Below are 17,168 nucleotides of genomic sequence, written 5' to 3' on the forward strand. Positions count from 1 at the left end.
GAAAAGGGCGCCTCGCGGCGCCCTTTTTTCACGGAATTCGTGAAATCAGTCGCGGATGGCTATTCCCGGCGAATGAGCTTCTTCAGGTTTTCCGGATCCTCCCAGAAGGCCTGCGCCCGCGTCAGATATTCCTTGGGCGATTGCAGGAATTTCTGCTTGGCCGCCTGGTTGGCGAAGCAATAAAGCTTGTCATCGGGCCCGACCCAGAGGATGGAGCAGTCGGTGGCGTGTTTCTTTCCTTCCGCCATGCCCATCGTGCATTGCCCGTTGAATTCGGGATCCGCGGCGTAAGCGTTCGAGAACAGGTAAAGCAGGGCAGCGAACAGGAGACTGAAGAATTTCATGACGTTTTCCTCGAAGTGCAGTCACTGGCTGGGAGATTTTACAGGAAGAAAGCGGCAAGATGCTGCGGGGTACTTCCCGGCGCGCAGAACGCACCAGACTACTTTCTCACGCCCATCCGGCGTTCCTTCGCCCGCACCAGGGCGCTGATGACTTCGTTAAAGGGTGCCGCGATGCCGACGGCTTTTGCGGCTGCGGGGATCGCGCCGTTGATCGCCTCGATCTCCGACATCCGTCCGGCCATGTGGTCGAGCAGCATCGACGGCCGCGCCTTCGGGATCTTCATGCCGAAGGCGTGCACATAGGCAACGGGGTCGTCGAAGTCGAGCCTGATGCCGCGTGCACGCGCTACCTGATAGGCCTCGGTCGCGCATCCCGAAGCCACTTTCCAGGTGTCCGGATCCTCGATCACTTCGACAATGGTGCGCTCGGTCACGGCGCAGGGTCCTGAGAAGCAGACATTGCAGATCAGTTTTTCCCATACCAACTGGTCGATGTCGTCGAAACACTTCACGCGAAATCCGCCGGAGCGCCAGACTTCGGCCACCGCTTCCAGTCGCGGCGAGATCGGCCCGGCGAGTTCGCCAAGACGAACCAGTTCCCAGCCGTTGTGATGGGCATGGCCCGGCGCTTTCATCGATGCGCCGAAGCCGCCGACGACACCGACGAGTACGCGTTCGCGGCCGAGGACCTTCGCCGCGCTGTCCGGTCCGCCGAGTCCGTTCTGGATCGAAAGCACGACCGTGTCCCGATGCAACAGCGGCTGCATCGACTTCGCTGCCTTCTCGACGTGCATCGCCTTGGTCGCCAGGATCGCCAGATCGCAAGGTCCCGCATCCGCGGCATCCATCGTCGCATTCACGCGCACGGTGCGGTCTCCGGATGCGCCTTCAACGCGCAAGCCATTGGTCATAATCGCGTCGACGTGCTCCTTCCAGTTGTCGATCGCCCACACTTCGTGCCCCACATCGGCAAGCAGCGCCGCGTAGACGCTGCCCATGGCACCACAACCGACTACGGCTATCTTCATGCGTAGTTCTCCTTTTCTGTCCGGCGATTCTAATGAACTATGGCGTTTCGCGTGCGGCGCCGTTCGATGGGCCCTGGCGCGTGCCGTTGAATTACAATCCGACTCTGCATAGTTCACAACCCGGCTCTGTGGCCAGATAGAGGAACGATCGATGGAATTCAGGCAGCTTGGTGGTTCGGGTTTCAAGGTTCCGGTGTTGAGTCTGGGTACCGGCACCTTCGGCGGAGGCAATGAGTTTTTCAAATCCTGGGGTGCGAGCGATGTAGCCGAAGCCACGCGGCTTGTCGATGTCTGTCTCGAGGCCGGCCTGACGATGTTCGACTCGGCGGACGTCTATTCGAACGGAATGGCGGAGGAAATCCTCGGACAGGCGATCAAGGGCCGGCGCAACCAGGTGCTCATCTCCACCAAAGGCACCTTTCGCACCGGTCCGGGTCCGAACGATCTGGGTTCGTCGCGCTTCCATCTGACCGAAGCCGTCGAAGCGAGTCTGCGGCGGCTGGGAACGGATCATATCGATCTGTATCAGCTCCACGGCTTCGATGCCAGGACGCCCATGGAAGAGGTGCTCCTGACCCTCGACAACCTGGTACGCGCCGGCAAGATCCGCTACATCGGCTGCTCGAATTTTTCCGGCTGGCACCTGATGAAGTCGCTAGCGATTTCGGAAAAATACGGCCTGGCGCGCTACGTCGCCCACCAGGCTTACTACAGCCTCGTCGGACGCGACTACGAATGGGAACTCATGCCGCTGGCCCTCGACCAGAAAATCGGCACCGTCATCTGGAGTCCGCTCGGCTGGGGCAAACTGACGGGCAAATTGCGCCGCGGACAAGCGTTGCCGGAAACCACGCGCTTGCAGAGCAAGCTCTCGAACGACAAAGGCCCGCCGGTTGCGAACGAGCATATCTACAAAGTGGTCGATGCCTTGGACGAAGTGGCCCGGGAGACGGGCAAGACCCTGCCGCAGATCGCGCTCAACTGGTTGCTCCAACGCCCATCGGTGGCGACCATCATCGTCGGCGCGCGCAACGAAGAACAATTGCGCCAGAACCTCGGCGCAACCGGCTGGAGTCTGACCCCGGCGCAGATTGTAAAACTGGATGCCGCCAGCGCCACGACACCGGCTTATCCCTATTGGCATCAACGCGGCTTTCCCGAACTCAATCCGGCGCCGGTTTGAATTGCTGCAGTCGGCCTGACGTTGAACTCTGAAAAACAATGATTTGTTCTGGTTGGTAACGAGGATCGGATAGATGCGTCCATTGGATGGAGTAACCGTTGTAGCTCTTGAACACGTGATTGCCGCGCCTTTCTGCACACGGCAACTGGCGGACCTCGGCGCCAGGGTGATCAAGATAGAGCGTCCGGGCGTGGGCGATCCCGCGCGAGCTTACGATGAGCGGGTGCGCGGCCTGGCCTCGCACTTCGTGTGGACCAATCGATCCAAGGAAAGCATCACGCTGGACCTGAAGCAGGAGGACGCCAGGAAGATCGTCCGCAAACTGCTGCAGAACGCTGACGTGCTGGTGCAGAACCTCGTACCGGGTGCCGCGGCCCGCATGGGTTTTTCCTACGAGATGCTGAAGGACGAATTCCCCCGCCTGATCGTTTGCGACATCTCCGGCTACGGCGCCGACGGGCCTTATCGCGACAAGAAAGCCTACGACCTGCTGATCCAGAGCGAATCGGGATTGCTCTCGATTACGGGAACGCCCGATGCACCGGCGAAGGCCGGCTGCTCGATCGTCGATATTGCCGCCGGCATGTATGCCTATACCAACATCCTCGCGGCATTGATCCAGCGCGGCAAGACCGGGCAGGGATGCCGCATCGACGTGTCGATGCTGGAAAGCATGGCGGAGTGGATGAGCTTCCCGCTCTACTACGCCTATGACGGGGCGGAACCGCCCGCGCGCGCCGGCGCGGCGCATGCCACCATCTACCCGTACGGACCGTTTCCCGTGGGCGACGGCAATGTGGTCATGCTTGGGCTTCAGAACGAGCGCGAGTGGGCGATTTTCTGCGACAAGGCGCTGGAGAAACCGGAACTGAAAACCGATCCACGTTTCTCGACGGGTCCGCGCCGATCCTCCGCCAGGCAGGAATTATATGGAATCATCGTCGAGTCGTTCTCGCGCCTGACAGCCGCGCAGGTCGTGAAGCGGCTCGATGACGCGCAGATCGGCAATGCGGCCATGAACGACATGCGCCAGGTGTGGGAACACGCGCAACTCGAAGCGCGCAAGCGCTGGGCCGAAGTCGACACGCCGAACGGTAAAATTCTCGCGATGCGGCCTCCGGGTGTGCCGGAAAGCTTCAATGCGCGCATGGATCCGATTCCGGCGATCGGCGAGCACACCACGGCGATACTCGAAGAGATCGGTTACAGCGAATTCGAGATCGCGCGGCTGCGCGCCGGGCAGGTGATCTGACGCGGGCGCCGTCTATGCCTTCATCAATTCAAGCAGCAGCGGTGCAGCAGATGATCGCGCGGTCCTATCTTTTCGTTCCAGGCGATCGTCCGGACCGTTTCGACAAGGCCTGTTCAGCCGGGGCCGATATGGTGATCGTCGACCTCGAAGACGCCGTGCCGCCCTCGAAGAAGATCGAGGCGCGCACGGCGATCAAGAACTGGTTGTCATACGATAGGACGGTGGTATTGAGGATCAATGCGGACACGACCGAATGGTTCCGCGATGATCTGCACTTGGCCCGCGCCCCGGGCGTGGCCGGTATCATTCTGCCGAAGGCGGAACGCATCGACCGCGCGCTCCAGACGATTTGCGCCGATGATGGAAAATTCCTGCTGCCCCAGATCGAGACCGCGCAGGGCTTCGCCAATATCCGTGCACTTGCGTCCGGCCCCGGCGTACAACGATTGATGTTCGGGACGCTGGATTTTCAGATGGACCTCGGCATCGACGGGGAAGGCGAGGAGCTGGCTTACTACCGGTCGGAGATGGTGCTGGTATCACGCCTCGCTGAAATTCAGCCGCCGGTGGACGGACCTTGCACGGCGCTGGACGATGCGGCGCAACTGACCGCCGATACGCGCCGGGCGAAGCGCATGGGTTTCGGCGGCAAACTATGCATTCATCCCAAGCAGGTTGCACATGTGAATGCGGCGTTCGCGCCGACTGCTGATGAACTGACGTGGGCCCGGCGCGTAGTGGCGGCTGCCGCGGAGTCAAAAGGCGCCGCGGTTGCATTGGATGGCCGCATGGTGGATCGTCCCGTCATTCTCAAAGCCGAACAGATCATCCGCGAAGCGGCGCGGCGCAGGATTGGGGCTTCGCGATAAACCTTTAGCCACAGAGGTCACAGAGGACACAGAGAACGGCAAAAAACGAACATGGGAACCGGCCCAAGAGACAGGATATCCTGGGGTAAATTATTTTCTTCCCTCTGTTTTTGTTTTCCTCTGTGCCCTCTGTGGCAAATGCATTTTTTTTGGCCTTCAGAATGAGATCGGAACAATGACACCCAAGACCATGCGCGCGCTGGAAGCCACGGACTTTACGATCGATGCATTGAAGCTCGGCGAGCGGCCGGTACCGAAACCTCGTCGCGGCGAGATCCTCGTGCGTATCAAGGCCGCCAGCCTGAACTATCGCGATCTGGCGATTCTGGCGCAGAAATACCTGCCCAGTCTGGCGCTGCCTTACGTGCCGGCGTCGGACGCCTGCGGCGAAGTCGTCGAAGTCGGCGAGGAAGTGACGCGCTTCAAAGTGGGGGATCGGGTGACGCCGATCTATACCCAGGGCTGGCATGACGGTTTGCCGACGCTGGAATTGCGCACCAAGCGCACCCTCGGCGCACCGCTGTCCGGCGTGCTGCAGGAATATATTGTGGTTCCCGCGGAAGACGCCGTGTCGGTGCCCGCGCATCTGAGCGATGGCGAAGCGGCGACGCTGCCGATCGCCGCGCTGACGGCGTGGTCCACGCTGCAGGAGGGCGGCGTCAAACCCGGCGACACGGTGCTGGTGCAGGGCACAGGCGGCGTGGCGTTGTTCGCACTGCAGTTCGCCAAACTCGCCGGCGCGCGCGTGATCACACTTTCGTCGAGCGACGAAAAACTCGCACGCGCCAAACAACTCGGCGCCGACGTCGGCATCAACTACCGCACGACTCCGGACTGGAACGTCGCCGTGAAAGATGCCACGCTAGGCAAAGGCGTGGAGATCGTCGTCGAAACGGCGGGCGCCACCATGGACAAATCCCTGGCGTCCCTGGCCTTCGGAGGCTTCATCGGCGTGGTCGGATTCGTCGCGGGCTATAAAGCGGAGATCCCGCTGCGCGCCGTGATCGGGCCGATGATCCGGGTACAGGGCATTGCGGTCGGTTCGCGTGCGCGCTTCGAGGCGATGAACCGCGCGATCGCACAACACGAGCTCAAACCCGTCGTCGATTCGACTTTCCCACTGGAAAAAGCGACGGAGGCGTTCCGGCACATGGAGCAGGGCAAGCACTTCGGCAAGATCGTGGTGAAAATTTGAGCACCGGAAATTCCAGCGTTGTGGATATCGATCATTTGCGCGAGTGGATCGGCCGTACCGAAACGCGCCTCGACCAGGCGACCGCGGCGCCGATCGCCGCGCTGTCGGTTACGCTCGACCGCGACGATGGCGAGCCGCTGCCGGGGTCGGACGTGCCGCCGCTCTGGCACTGGCTGTACTTCCTGCCGCTGGCGCGGCAGAGCGACATCGGCCCCGACGGCCATGGCAAGCGCGGCGGATTTCTGCCGCCGGTACCGCTGCCGCGCCGCATGTGGGCCGGAGGACGACTGGAATTCCATCATCCCGTGCAGATCGGTGACAAGATCTCACGAGCATCGCGCATTGTGGACGTGAGCGGCAAGGACGGGCGCAGCGGCACGCTGGTCTTCGTCACCGTGCGTCACGAGATTTCCAACGCAAGCGGAGTCGCGTTGACCGAGGAGCACGACATCGTCTACCGCGAGAATCCACGGCCCGATGCGCCGGTATCGAAGCCGCAACCGGCGCTGAAGGACGAGGCGTTCTCGCGCGAGATTGTGCCCGATCCGGTGCTGCTGTTCAGGTATTCGGCGCTGACCTTCAATGGCCATCGCATACACTATGATCGTTCCTACGTGACCGGGGTGGAAGGCTATCCCGGCCTCATCGTGCACGGCCCGCTGATCGCCACGCTGCTGGTCGATTTGTTGAGGCGCAATCTGCCGCAGGTTCAGGTGCGCCGCTTCAGTTTCCGGGCGATGCGGCCGCTGTTCGACGTCCATCGCTTTGCCGTTTGCGGACGCCGTGACGGGGATCGCATCGCGCTATGGGCGCGCGACCATGAAGGCTGGCTCGCAATGGAAGCGGGTGCCGATCTTGCCTGAATGATATTCTCAGCCGAGTGATATCCTCGGACCCCGCCATGCAGAATTCGACAACAGACAAGTACCATGAAATCCGTGAAGCCGTGCGGGATCTCTGCGCAGACTTTCCGGATGAGTACCACCGCAAGATCGACGAGCAGCGCGGCTATCCCGAAGCATTCGTCGAGGCGCTGACGCGGGCCGGCTGGCTCGCTGCGATGATTCCGCAGGAGTACGGCGGCTCCGGCCTGGGCCTGACCGAGGCCTCCGTGATCATGGAAGAGATCAATCGCTCAGGCGGCAACGCCGGGGCTTGCCACGGCCAGATGTACAACATGGGTACGCTGCTGCGTCACGGTTCGGCGGAGCAGAAGCGTGCCTACCTGCCGAAAATCGCCGATGGCGAACTGCGGTTGCAATCCATGGGCGTGACCGAGCCGAGCACCGGCACCGACACGACACGGATCAAGACCACTGCGGTGAAGAAGGGCGACCGTTACGTGGTCAACGGCCAGAAGGTGTGGATCTCGCGGATCCAGCACTCGGACCTGATGATCCTGCTGGCGCGCACAACGCCGCTTGGCGACGTGGAGAAGAAATCGGACGGCATGTCGATTTTCGTCGTCGACCTGCGCACGGCGATCGGCAAAGGCATGACCGTGCGGCCGATCCGAAACATGGTCAATCACGAAACCAACGAATTGTTCTTCGACAACCTGGAGATTCCGGTAGAGAACCTGATCGGCGAGGAAGGCAAAGGCTTCAAGTACATTCTCGACGGACTCAACGCCGAGCGCACGCTGATTGCCGCCGAATGCATCGGCGACGGCTACTGGTTCATCGACCGGGTGACGAAGTACGTCAAGGAGCGGGTCGTATTCGGTCGCCCCATTGGGCAGAACCAGGGCGTGCAGTTTCCGATCGCCGAGTCTTACATCGAGGTCGAGGCGGCGAACCTGATGCGCTGGAAAGCATGTGAACTGTTCGACGCTCACCAGCCTTGCGGCGCCGAGGCCAACATGGCCAAGTACCTCGCGGCCAAAGCCTCATGGGAGGCGGCCAATGCCTGCCTGCAATTCCACGGCGGCTTCGGCTTCGCCAGCGAATACGATGTCGAACGCAAGTTCCGCGAGACGCGGCTGTATCAAGTGGCCCCGATCTCGACCAACCTGATCCTTTCCTACGTCGCCGAGCACATCCTCGACCTGCCGCGTTCGTTCTGAAACAAGCGGTTTATTTTCGAGTCGGCGCAAAAATCTGAGTTTTTCGGAAATGGCGGTGATAGCAGGCGTGAGAATTGGGCGGATGGCGCAGATCCAATCCTTGGCCCAGTGACGAATTAGCGAGCTGTGCGCGTTATTCTGAAACGCGGCGGCTTTTCTGCCAGCGCTTCTTCATCTTCGAGAAAGTCCTTTACCTCCCTATCTGAAAGATCTGCAAAAAGTCTTCGCTTATGTCTTGGCAGGCGATTTCGCTCAATTTTTCTCAGTCTTGCGCTTAGACTTTCAAAGTGTCTGTAAATCTCTGCCTCTGTCGGCAGTTCGTCATGCAAAAATTTCCTGTACCGGATAGTGGCTGTGTGGTACCGGACTACCCAGTAGTAGAAAAACTCCCATGCGGCCTCTTCATCGATTGCCTTTCGGTCGACCAAGAAGCCGATCTCCTCAAAGAAATTCAATACATCATCTACGCAATCATTGCCATCTGTAGTGCTCAAAAGCAGCGCCTTTCCGGCTTTTGATCGAATTGCTCGCATCTCGGATGTGTCGAATCTTTGTCCGAACTTCAAGATCAAATCTATTGCAAGTGCATAGCGCGCTCGGTTTGCTTGTACAAGGATTCCCATTAAAGCGAAAAACGCGCTGAACCATGCCGCATATGGCAATACGGTAGCGATTAATTCTTTAATTCTGCCTTCCGACATTGTGGCGCTCCACGTTGGGAAATATGTCGTGAAGACAGCGCCTAGTATAAAAAATACAGCACTTATTAAAAGTAAAATCGTGATGCGCCAATAAGCTTGCGCCGGAATCAATTTAGTCCAAGAGATTCAAGTGAATTGTCATTTGTTATTTTCCAATAAACCGCTGCCAATGAACAGATGAACACAAATCATGAGGGGTGAATTACGCCCTTCCCCGAAGTCTGCGCGTCGAAAAGCTTGTAAGCTTCCTCGGCCTGTTCCAGTTTCCAGCGGTGCGTGAACAACCGGTCGATGTCGATGCCGCGATCGGCGATGTAGCGCGCGCAATCGGCCTGGCCGACGGTGGAGAAAGTCCACGAGCCCATCAGCGTGACTTGCCGGCGCAGCAGGTCGCTGCTGACGTCGAGCGTGACGCTGTCGCCTTCTCCCACGAAGCAGGCTTTTCCCCAGGTGCGCACGCAGCGCACGGCCTGGGCTCTCGCTTGCGGCGAGGACGAGGCGTCGAGCGACGCATCGGCGCCGCGCCCGTGGGTGAGGTCGCGAACGGCCTGCACGACGTTTTCTGTTTTCAGGGGATTGATCAGCACGTCGGCGCCGAATTCCTTTGCCCGCGCCAGCCTTTCCTCGCTGGTGTCGAGCGCGATGACTCTGGCGCCCATCTGCGCGGCGAGCAGCGTAACCGACAGGCCGACCGGGCCCTGGCCGAATACGGCGATGGTGTGGCTGCCCTGCAAGTCGAGGCGGTGTAGTGCGCCCCACGCCGTGCCGGTTCCGCAGGAAATGGCCGCGCCGGCGTCGAAGGACAATTCGTCGGGAAGCGGAACCAGGGTGCGCGCCGGGCATTTCATATAACGCGCGTGTGCCCCATGTCCCGTCGCTCCGTACACCTCCGCCACGCCCTCCACGCAAAGCTGCATCCAGCCGGTCGAGCAATGCTCGCATACGCCGCAACCGCGGTAGTGGTGCTGCATCACGCGCATGCCGACGCGCGCCTGTTTCTCCGCTACGCCGGCACCCACCGCGATGACGACTCCGCACGGTTCGTGTCCTGCGATGATGGGGCCACTGACTTTTCCCAACCCGAGGGAGGAGGCGCCACCGACGGCACGATAGAACTTGAGATCGCTGCCGCACATGCCGGAGGCTTTGATCTCGAGCACGACCTCACCGGGACCCGGTGTCGGGTCCGGAAAATCGAGAAACTGAACCTTGCGTTCGCCGGGAAATACGACTGCCTTCATTTTCTCCTCCTCCTGTGCAGAATCTTGTTGTGGTCCGGACACCGCTCCGAGTTTAAAGCGTGCAGCCACGCGCCGCCAAGGTTTCCGCGCCGAGGCTGTTGCCCTGGATCGGTGGTGGAGTTGAAAAAAGTCATAAAGAGCCGAGAAAGGCGGTGAGCGCTGCGCGATCTTCGCGCGGGAATTTCCTGAAGGCTTCACGCGATACTTCGGCTTCGCCGCCGTGCCACAGGATCGCCTCGGTGAAATTGCGTGCGCGGCCGTCATGCAGAAAGGCGTTCGCGCCGTTCACCGTTTCCGAGAGTCCGATTCCCCATAGCGGTGGAGTACGCCATTCGGCTGTACCGGCCAGGAAATCCGGACGTCCGTCTGCCAGTCCTTCACCCATGTTGTGCAGCAGCAAGTCGGTGTAAGGCAGGATCGTCTGCCTTGCAAGCTGCGGCAGACTCGCCGATTCGCCGGTCTTCAACTCGGGGACATGACAGACCGAGCAATGCGCCTGGGCAAACAATTGCTCGCCCCGTACTACCCGCGCGTCGCCGGTATGCCTGCGCACCGGCACCGTCAGCGCGCGAATGTAGAGCTCGGTTGCGTCGAGCCGCAGCGTGGTGATTTCCGGTTTGCCGGCAACCATCTGCTCCTTGCAGACCTTCTGCACCGGCGGACAGTTCTGGTCGGGATAGACTGGCGAGCTCAATCCGATGTCGTTGAAGAAGGCGCTTGCGACCTGCTCGCGAACGCTGCCGTGATTGGCCTTCAGGCCGAAGCGACCGAGCACCGTTTTCCCCTGGCTTTCGTCCCACACCCGGTTGACCTTGCCGCGGATGCCGGCGACGGGTTCGCGCGCCGCCAGGGCGACGATGGCGTCCTCGGGTATCGCCTCGAGCAGGCCGAGCCCGACCAGAGGCGGCGCGAGACGAGGCCCGATCATCGCGTCGTCGCCCAACGGTCCATAGGCGAGATCCGTGATTGTGATGATGGGCGAACGCAACCGGACCTGCTCCCCGTCGCCCAGCGTGGAAACCTGTTCGCGCCACTCGATGCCGAACTGGCCTTCCGCCGGAACGATGCCTTTTACGCCGAAGATCTGCAACTGATCGCCGTAATCGGGATGCGGCAACGGTCCGCCGTGCGGGCCGTTGCCCCTGAGGCTGATGCGAATGACCATGTTCGGTGCCGGCTCGTAGGGCACCGTGATGTGGTGATCGCGCACGGCACCATCCACCCCGGTCATCGCGGCATGCGGTGTTGCCGGCGCCAATCCCCGGCCGTTGTTGGCATGGCAAGTTGTGCAGGCTTGCGCATTCGAAGTCGGCCCGCGTCCGAATTCCGCATTCTCGAACCAGAAAAACGCCCAGCGGTTGTTGAACATCTTGTGGCCGAGTGCAAACAGTTCGGCCTGTTTTGCGTCGAGCGTGGCGGGCGGATGCAAATAGGCAGTGTTGCCCGCGTCATCGTTGCTGATGCTTCCACCCGACAGCGCCTGGGGCGGCAAATCCGCGGCAACCTGCAGAAATGCCGGCGCCGGCATCAGCAACAGTGCCGCAGTCAAACCCGCTCGCAAGAATCTGTGCATCGCTGTCTATCTCTTTTCAAAGTCTTCACCGCAGAGGCGCGAAGGCGCAAAGGAAACGCAAAGGGGGGCAAGGGACATATTGGAAGAATGGGATTGAGGTCGGGCAGTCATCCTTTGGTAAGGGCATCCCTCGTCGAATCTTGTCCATTGCGACAATTACACCGGCGGCTCCCGTGACCCCTGCTCCCGTTCCCCGCTTTCTTTTATTGGAACTCCTTTGCGTTTCCTTTGCGCCTTCGCGCCTCTGCGGTGAAAGGTCTTGATTTAGAGTGGTGGTAGTTCTACGCCGATCTGCTCCAGTATTCCCCTAGGTGCGCCGCCGACGAACGGCTCGGGGAAGATGATCGTCAGTTTGTCGTTGGCTATACGGTAATAAAAGTAATGTTCCGGAATGCGCACCGCTTTCCCCGTCGGCGCAATCGGTTCCATGCCGGGCATCGCCCAGGTGCCGGTGTGCGTGCCGCCCTGATCCCATTTGATGGCGTAATTGCCCTGGCCGCGATCCTCGATCCGCTCATAGGCATAGTTCCAGTCGGGAAAGCCGGTGTACAGCGCGGTGAGCATTTTCAAGGCCTGCTGCTTGTCGAGAATCCGCGTCGCCGAAATGAATTTGAGGTCTTCCGCCGCGGTGCTCGCGATCTTCTGAATGTCGTGCGTCTTCAGTCCATCGACATAGGTCAGCAGCACCGGTGGAATCGGTTTGTTCACTCCCGTCTCCTCCTTCATTTATTTTTTTGGTCAGTACCACACTGCCACGCCGAACAGGTTGGCGTGGAATTTCAGCAGCAACGCGTAGGCGATCAGGCCGGCCACAACCGCGCCGATATCGCCCGCGATCGTGCGACGGTTTTGCGCCGGGAGGACACCGCGCCGGTTCTGCGACCACATCGCATAGAGAGCATAAAGGCCGAACCCGCCGAACAGCAACAGACCGGCGAGGTCGCCGTTCGCGAGCAGATGCACCAGCGCCCATAGCGCGATTGACCAAAGCATCGGATGTGCGGTGAATCGCTTCAGATTTCCGGGAATGAAGGCGGCCACGAGCAGAATCAGCGCGAAGGGCATGAACCAGATCGCCGCATAACGCCCCCACGCCGGCGGGTCCCAGAGTTCGATCGGCGGCGCCTTGCTCATGCCGGCAACGATCAATCCGAAACCGGCCAGGGAAAGAAGCGAATAAAGGCCCTTGTATGGACCTTCCCCCAGTTTGGCGATGAGGCGCTCACGCGCCGAACGCAAGCTGGTAAAGACATGAACGCCGAGAAATAGTGCCAGACCGGCAATCAGCCATGACATGATCCCACCTCCTTCTGCGTCAGTGTCGCTTGCGCGCCTGCACGATCGCGTCGCGCAACAGGATGCCGACGCCGAAAACGAGCAACACCAGTCCGCTCCAGGCAATCCACATTTTCGGTTTCTCCACGCCGGTATCGATCTGCAGGCCCACGCCGGAAACCGTCAGTGGCGGGGTGCCGACTTCTTCCAGCACCAGCAGGTAGCTGCCGGGATAGAAGATCTGCAGCGGATCCAGCGCCACGGCGACATTGCCCCGGCCCCTGACCCGGATGCTGCGCTCGGCCACGCCAGTATCTCCTTGCAGCAGGCTGACCTGATAATTGTTCGTCGCGTCGGTGGCGGCGGAGTCGGCCTGCGTGACATTGAAACTGAAGCGCAGTCGATAGCCGTTGGACTCGGGCGTGAGCTCCAGCGGCAACGGCTTGTAGGCCAGCCCGCCGCGCAATCTCAGTATCGAGCCGTCCGGCAACGGCCAGCGATTGCCGCGTTCGGTGAGCGCGTAGTTCTGACCGGCGCGACCGCTGACGTGCTCGCAGAATGCATAGTAACCGGGGCCGATCAGCAGGCCGAGCACGATCAGAAGCAGCGCCTGCGGTTTCACGCGTTTCCAACCCTCATGTTCCGGTTTGTCATTGGCATGTCCCGGGATTACCTGCTGCGCGGCGTGGATTGGGAAACACGTAACCGTGACTGCGATAGTGCGCAACCTGCATCGCGCCGAGTGAGTTGCCCAAGTTATCTCCGCCCAATAGTGATATATATACGGGTATTGTCGCATGCAGGCGAGAACGGGTTCCGTGCCTTGACATGGAACACGCGGCGCCATCCCATGGTGCGACGGGGGGAGCGCTCAGATGAATCACCGACCGGTCCGTCGACCGGTGAAAGCGCTGCTTTTCCATGACTTGAAGGTTTCGTCCCGCTGACTGGCGCGCTTATTGCACCGCGCCTATTGCACTAAGTTCGCCGCTGACAGCACGCATGGCCAAGTGGGGGAGATAATGACCGCACCGAAGGCCTGGACCCTCGGCATCCTGTTTTCGCGTACCGGGCTGATGGAGATTCCGTCGACGCAGCATGTCTACGGCGCGATGCTCGCGATCGACGAGATCAACGCGGCCGGCGGGGTGCTCGGCAAGCCCCTCGAAGCGATTCACTACGATACCCGCTCGGACCTCGGCTTGTACCGGCAATTCGCCGACCGGCTGCTCACCGAAGATGCGGTCGGCGTCATCATCGGCTGCTGCACTTCGCTGAGCCGCAAGGCGGTACTGCCTTCGATCGAGCGGCGCAATGGGCTGCTTTGGTATCCGGACCTGTATGAGGGTTTCGAGTATTCGCCGAACGTCATCTATGTCGGCGCGGCCACCAACCAGAACAGCCTGCCGCTGGCGCGCTACCTGTTTCGCCTCGGCGCACGGCGCTTTCTGCTGATCGGTTCCGACTACATCTATCCCCGTGAAGCCAATCGCGTCATGCGCGACCTGATCGAGCGTCATGGCGGCGAGGTACTGGACGAGATTTATGTGCCGATGCAACCGCCGGAGGAAGAACTGGACCGGCTGGTGGCGCGCGTGCGGACGCTGCGGCCGGACGTCGTCTTCAGCACGCTGGTCGGACGCAACATCTGCCACTTCTGCGAGCGCTATGCGGACGCCGGTATCGATCCTGCCGATATTCCGATTGCCAGCCACAACGTGACGGAAGCGGAATTGATCGAAGTCGGCCGCGCAGAATGCGCGGGATACATCACCGCCGCGCCGTACTTCAGCAGCATCGACAGCAAGGCAAACCGCGACTTCGTTCGCGCATTCCGGCAGCGCTTCGGCGCTTCGGCGCCAATCAGCCAGTACGCGGCATCCGCCTATTCTGCGGTGCGCCTGTTCGCGGTAGCACTCGAACGCGCCGGCGAAATGGACACTCAGCGCATGATGGTGTGCGCGCGCGGCCTGGAAATGGAGGCGCCGCACGGACGCATCGTCATCGATTCGGATAACAATCACACCTGGCTCACGCCTCGCGTCGGCGTCTGGAACGGTGTGGATGAATTCGATCTGGTCTGGGAATCGGAGCAGGCGGTGCAACCGGATCCGTGGCTTGTATCCTACGGTGGCGTCGAAGATTTGCCCGAGACCGACCAGGCTGCGGGCTGACAGACAAACAAGGAGAGCATCGATGTCCCTCGATCCGATTCGTGAACTGCGCGGCACGCGCGTGTTGGTCATTCATCCAGCCGATGAGGAAATCGACGAATTGATCCGGCATTTGCGGCGCATCGGCTGCCAGACGAGGCTCGCATGGCCGTTGCCGCCGGCTTTGCCGACGGATGTCGATGTCGTGTTCTTTTCGATCTGGCCGACCGGGTCCACGACCGTGCCGGAATCCGCCGCTGAGCCGGGACCGTCGCTGATTGCGATCGTCGACTTCGAAAATCCGACGGCACTGAGGAGCCTGCTCGACACCAATGCGCACAGCTTCGTCAGCAAACCGATACGTCCATCCGGAATTCTTTCGAGCCTGGTTATGGCGCGTGCGCTGCACGGCTATCAGATCCGGCTGCTCAACAAAGTCGCCAAGCTCGAGGAGACGCTGCGCAGTCGTCGCGAAATCGAGCGGGCGACGCGTATCCTGATGGAGGTAAAGGGTTCGAGCGAAGACAGCGCGTACCAGCTCATCCGCCAGCAGGCGACCGCGCAGCGTCTCGCCATGGGCGTGGTTGCGCGGTCGATCATTACCGCGCACCGGGTGTTCGACAAGAGTGTCGAAGACAACACACGCATTGCGCGCGAGACGCGCAGCAGCGTGCTGCGCTTGCCGGTTCGCAAATCGCCTTGACAGATTTGTGGGCGCCGTGAAAAACTGGTGCTGTTGGGTTGCGCACGCGGCAGGGCTGCCGCGTTACATTTGAGGCTATGAAGCCTTCGTTCTGACGCCGGTACGGCGGAACGAGGGCTTTTTTATTTTCTGCGCAGGGTTTCGCGCTGGTGCATGCATCGAATGGATGCACGCATTCAGTGCGCGGCAGTGATGCTCGCTGTGCGCAAAGCGCCGATTCAACTGTTCTGTTGACCGCGGTTCAGCGGCATGGCGTTTGCATTGGCACTGCGCTGGCTGCGGCTGATGAAGGTAATCGATTGGAAGCGACAGCACGGACCTTCGCGACTGCAACGGCCCGTGTTACCTGAACCGAAATCCTTATGTGGAGGTAACCATGTCCCGGAAAACCATTCAATTGTCCGTCGGCGCAGCGCTGATGGGCGCATTGCTCTCCAGCTCCGTCGCCCTGGCGGAGGACGTCATCAAGATCGGCATTCCCGTGGGCCTGAGCGGGGCCAACAGCGTGGTCGCACCCTCGGTCGTGCAGTCGGCTGAACTTGCGGCCGAGGAAATCAACGCCAAGGGTGGCATTCTGGGCAAGAAGGTCTTGCTCGAAGTGGCGGACGACGGCAGCGGCGCCGCCGGCGCGCAGAAGGCTTTCGATTCGCTGATTTTCCAGAAGAAGGTCAATGTGCTGATCTCCATGGAAACCAGCGCGGCGCGCAACGCGGGATTGCCGATCGTCACGCGCGGCAAGACGCCGTTCATCTATACCTCGTTCTACGAAGGCCGTTCGTGCAACAAGTATCTGTACGTCAATGCCTGGGTTCCGGACCAGCAGGTCGCGCCGATCGTCGACTTCTTCAACAAGAACTACAAGGCGAAGACCTTCTTCCTGATCGGCAGCGATTACGCGTTTGGGCGCGGCATGCTCGAGTTCACCAAGGGCTATATCGAGAAAACCGGCGGCAAAGTCCTCGGTGAGGAGTACCTGCCGATGGATGGATCGGACTGGACGCCGATCATAAGCAAACTGAAGGCCGCCAAGCCCGATGCCTTGATCACGTCGACTGCCGGCGGCGCACCCAATGTCACGCTGACCAAGCAGCTTCGCGCTGCGGGCGTGAACATTCCCTACGGCAACCTTGCCGTGGATGAGGGCACGGCGAAAAGCATGGGCCCTGATGCGGAAGGCATTTTCATTTCCGGTTCGTACTTCACGACCATCGATTCGCCGAAGAACAAGGAATTCCTGGCAGCGATGCAGAAGAAGTTCGGCGCCGGCCTGAAGACGCCGAACGACCTGTCGGTGCCGGAGTATGAAGGCGTCTACGCCTACAAGCTGGCGGTGGAGAAGGCCGGTTCGGCCGATGCCGACAAAGTTATCGCTGCGCTGTCCGAGGTCGCCTTCGAAGGCCCGCGCGGCGTGATCAAGATGAACAAGCAGCGCCATGCCCCGCTCACCATGTATCTCGGACAGGTGCAGAAAGACGGTAGCGTGAAGACGCTGTCGACGTTCAAGGACGTCGATCCCGGCGCACAATGCCCCAACCTGAAGTAATGAAGTACAGGGTCGCCCACAGGATACCGGCCTTCGGCCATAA

17 protein-coding genes are annotated in these 17,168 nt (G+C 60.7%); 9 read left to right on the top strand and 8 right to left on the bottom strand.

All coding sequences use genetic code 11. The features are described from left to right. Positions 1-59: 59 nt before the first annotated feature. The gene (locus HY067_03860) at positions 60-344 is read right to left on the bottom strand and encodes a hypothetical protein (GenBank protein ID MBI3527081.1); all 285 of its coding nucleotides are present in this window, start codon (positions 342-344) and stop codon (positions 60-62) included. 98 nt (positions 345-442) lie between these two features. Further along, positions 443-1,372, bottom strand: a complete 930-nt coding sequence (locus HY067_03865; GenBank protein MBI3527082.1) for a 2-dehydropantoate 2-reductase — start codon at positions 1,370-1,372, stop codon at positions 443-445. A 151-nt stretch (positions 1,373-1,523) separates the two neighbouring features. Between HY067_03865 and HY067_03870 the strand changes: the two genes are divergently transcribed. The 6 genes from HY067_03870 (at position 1,524) to HY067_03895 (ending at position 7,936) form a co-directional block, all read left to right on the top strand. After that, a complete protein-coding gene (locus HY067_03870; GenBank protein MBI3527083.1) occupies positions 1,524-2,555 on the top strand; it encodes an aldo/keto reductase in 1,032 nt (343 codons plus the stop codon). Positions 2,556-2,628: 73 nt separating this feature from the next. Beyond that, the gene (locus HY067_03875) at positions 2,629-3,807 is read left to right on the top strand and encodes a CoA transferase (GenBank protein ID MBI3527084.1); all 1,179 of its coding nucleotides are present in this window, start codon (positions 2,629-2,631) and stop codon (positions 3,805-3,807) included. Between the two features lie 50 nt (positions 3,808-3,857). Then, a complete protein-coding gene (locus HY067_03880) occupies positions 3,858-4,676 on the top strand; it encodes a CoA ester lyase (protein MBI3527085.1) in 819 nt (272 codons plus the stop codon). A gap of 190 nt (positions 4,677-4,866) precedes the next feature. Continuing rightward, complete coding sequence (locus tag HY067_03885) at positions 4,867-5,871, top strand: NAD(P)-dependent alcohol dehydrogenase (GenBank protein MBI3527086.1); 1,005 nt, start codon at positions 4,867-4,869, stop codon at positions 5,869-5,871. Continuing rightward, the gene (locus tag HY067_03890) at positions 5,868-6,734 is read left to right on the top strand and encodes a MaoC family dehydratase N-terminal domain-containing protein (GenBank protein ID MBI3527087.1); all 867 of its coding nucleotides are present in this window, start codon (positions 5,868-5,870) and stop codon (positions 6,732-6,734) included. The genes HY067_03885 and HY067_03890 overlap by 4 nt, the downstream gene beginning before the upstream one ends. Positions 6,735-6,772: 38 nt before the next feature. Continuing rightward, positions 6,773-7,936, top strand: a complete 1,164-nt coding sequence (locus HY067_03895; GenBank protein ID MBI3527088.1) for an acyl-CoA/acyl-ACP dehydrogenase — start codon at positions 6,773-6,775, stop codon at positions 7,934-7,936. Positions 7,937-8,052: 116 nt separating this feature from the next. Here the strand turns inward: HY067_03895 and HY067_03900 are convergent, their stop codons facing one another. The 6 genes from HY067_03900 to HY067_03925 all read right to left on the bottom strand — a co-directional run bounded on the left by HY067_03900 (position 8,053) and on the right by HY067_03925 (position 13,348). Further along, positions 8,053-8,637 (bottom strand): hypothetical protein, encoded by a 585-nt coding sequence (locus HY067_03900; GenBank protein ID MBI3527089.1) that lies wholly within the window; start codon positions 8,635-8,637, stop codon positions 8,053-8,055. Positions 8,638-8,825: 188 nt separating this feature from the next. Next, entirely contained in the window at positions 8,826-9,878 is a 1,053-nt protein-coding gene (locus HY067_03905; GenBank protein ID MBI3527090.1) for a zinc-binding dehydrogenase, read from the bottom strand. A gap of 130 nt (positions 9,879-10,008) precedes the next feature. Then, the gene (locus tag HY067_03910) at positions 10,009-11,451 is read right to left on the bottom strand and encodes a c-type cytochrome (protein ID MBI3527091.1); all 1,443 of its coding nucleotides are present in this window, start codon (positions 11,449-11,451) and stop codon (positions 10,009-10,011) included. A gap of 264 nt (positions 11,452-11,715) precedes the next feature. Then, entirely contained in the window at positions 11,716-12,159 is a 444-nt protein-coding gene (locus HY067_03915) for an ester cyclase (GenBank protein MBI3527092.1), read from the bottom strand. Positions 12,160-12,189: 30 nt separating this feature from the next. Further along, complete coding sequence (locus HY067_03920; protein ID MBI3527093.1) at positions 12,190-12,747, bottom strand: NnrU family protein; 558 nt, start codon at positions 12,745-12,747, stop codon at positions 12,190-12,192. Positions 12,748-12,766: 19 nt separating this feature from the next. Further along, positions 12,767-13,348, bottom strand: coding sequence for a hypothetical protein (locus HY067_03925; protein ID MBI3527094.1), 582 nt, complete (start codon positions 13,346-13,348; stop codon positions 12,767-12,769). Positions 13,349-13,748: 400 nt separating this feature from the next. On the opposite strand from HY067_03925, the gene HY067_03930 reads away from it, so the two are divergent. The 3 genes from HY067_03930 to HY067_03940 all read left to right on the top strand — a co-directional run bounded on the left by HY067_03930 (position 13,749) and on the right by HY067_03940 (position 17,125). After that, positions 13,749-14,900 carry a transporter substrate-binding domain-containing protein gene (locus HY067_03930; protein MBI3527095.1) on the top strand — a complete coding sequence of 384 codons (1,152 nt, stop codon included), beginning with the start codon at positions 13,749-13,751 and terminating at the stop codon, positions 14,898-14,900. A 22-nt stretch (positions 14,901-14,922) separates the two neighbouring features. Further along, complete coding sequence (locus tag HY067_03935) at positions 14,923-15,582, top strand: ANTAR domain-containing protein (GenBank protein ID MBI3527096.1); 660 nt, start codon at positions 14,923-14,925, stop codon at positions 15,580-15,582. A 376-nt stretch (positions 15,583-15,958) separates the two neighbouring features. Then, on the top strand, positions 15,959-17,125 hold the full coding sequence (locus HY067_03940; GenBank protein ID MBI3527097.1) for a substrate-binding protein: 1,167 nt from the start codon (positions 15,959-15,961) through the stop codon (positions 17,123-17,125). Positions 17,126-17,168: the final 43 nt, after the last annotated feature.

Source organism: Betaproteobacteria bacterium, assembly GCA_016194905.1.
GTDB lineage: Bacteria > Pseudomonadota > Gammaproteobacteria > Burkholderiales > JACQAP01 > JACQAP01.

Coding starts and splice junctions, on each gene's coding strand:
- HY067_03860 (MBI3527081.1), bottom strand. CDS start 344: ATGAAATTCTTCAGTCTCCTGTTCGCTGCCCTGCTTTACCTGTTCTCG.
- HY067_03865 (MBI3527082.1), bottom strand. CDS start 1,372: ATGAAGATAGCCGTAGTCGGTTGTGGTGCCATGGGCAGCGTCTACGCG.
- HY067_03870 (MBI3527083.1), top strand. CDS start 1,524: ATGGAATTCAGGCAGCTTGGTGGTTCGGGTTTCAAGGTTCCGGTGTTG.
- HY067_03875 (MBI3527084.1), top strand. CDS start 2,629: ATGCGTCCATTGGATGGAGTAACCGTTGTAGCTCTTGAACACGTGATT.
- HY067_03880 (MBI3527085.1), top strand. CDS start 3,858: ATGATCGCGCGGTCCTATCTTTTCGTTCCAGGCGATCGTCCGGACCGT.
- HY067_03885 (MBI3527086.1), top strand. CDS start 4,867: ATGCGCGCGCTGGAAGCCACGGACTTTACGATCGATGCATTGAAGCTC.
- HY067_03895 (MBI3527088.1), top strand. CDS start 6,773: ATGCAGAATTCGACAACAGACAAGTACCATGAAATCCGTGAAGCCGTG.
- HY067_03900 (MBI3527089.1), bottom strand. CDS start 8,637: ATGTCGGAAGGCAGAATTAAAGAATTAATCGCTACCGTATTGCCATAT.
- HY067_03905 (MBI3527090.1), bottom strand. CDS start 9,878: ATGAAGGCAGTCGTATTTCCCGGCGAACGCAAGGTTCAGTTTCTCGAT.
- HY067_03910 (MBI3527091.1), bottom strand. CDS start 11,451: ATGCACAGATTCTTGCGAGCGGGTTTGACTGCGGCACTGTTGCTGATG.
- HY067_03920 (MBI3527093.1), bottom strand. CDS start 12,747: ATGTCATGGCTGATTGCCGGTCTGGCACTATTTCTCGGCGTTCATGTC.
- HY067_03930 (MBI3527095.1), top strand. CDS start 13,749: ATGACCGCACCGAAGGCCTGGACCCTCGGCATCCTGTTTTCGCGTACC.
- HY067_03935 (MBI3527096.1), top strand. CDS start 14,923: ATGTCCCTCGATCCGATTCGTGAACTGCGCGGCACGCGCGTGTTGGTC.
- HY067_03940 (MBI3527097.1), top strand. CDS start 15,959: ATGTCCCGGAAAACCATTCAATTGTCCGTCGGCGCAGCGCTGATGGGC.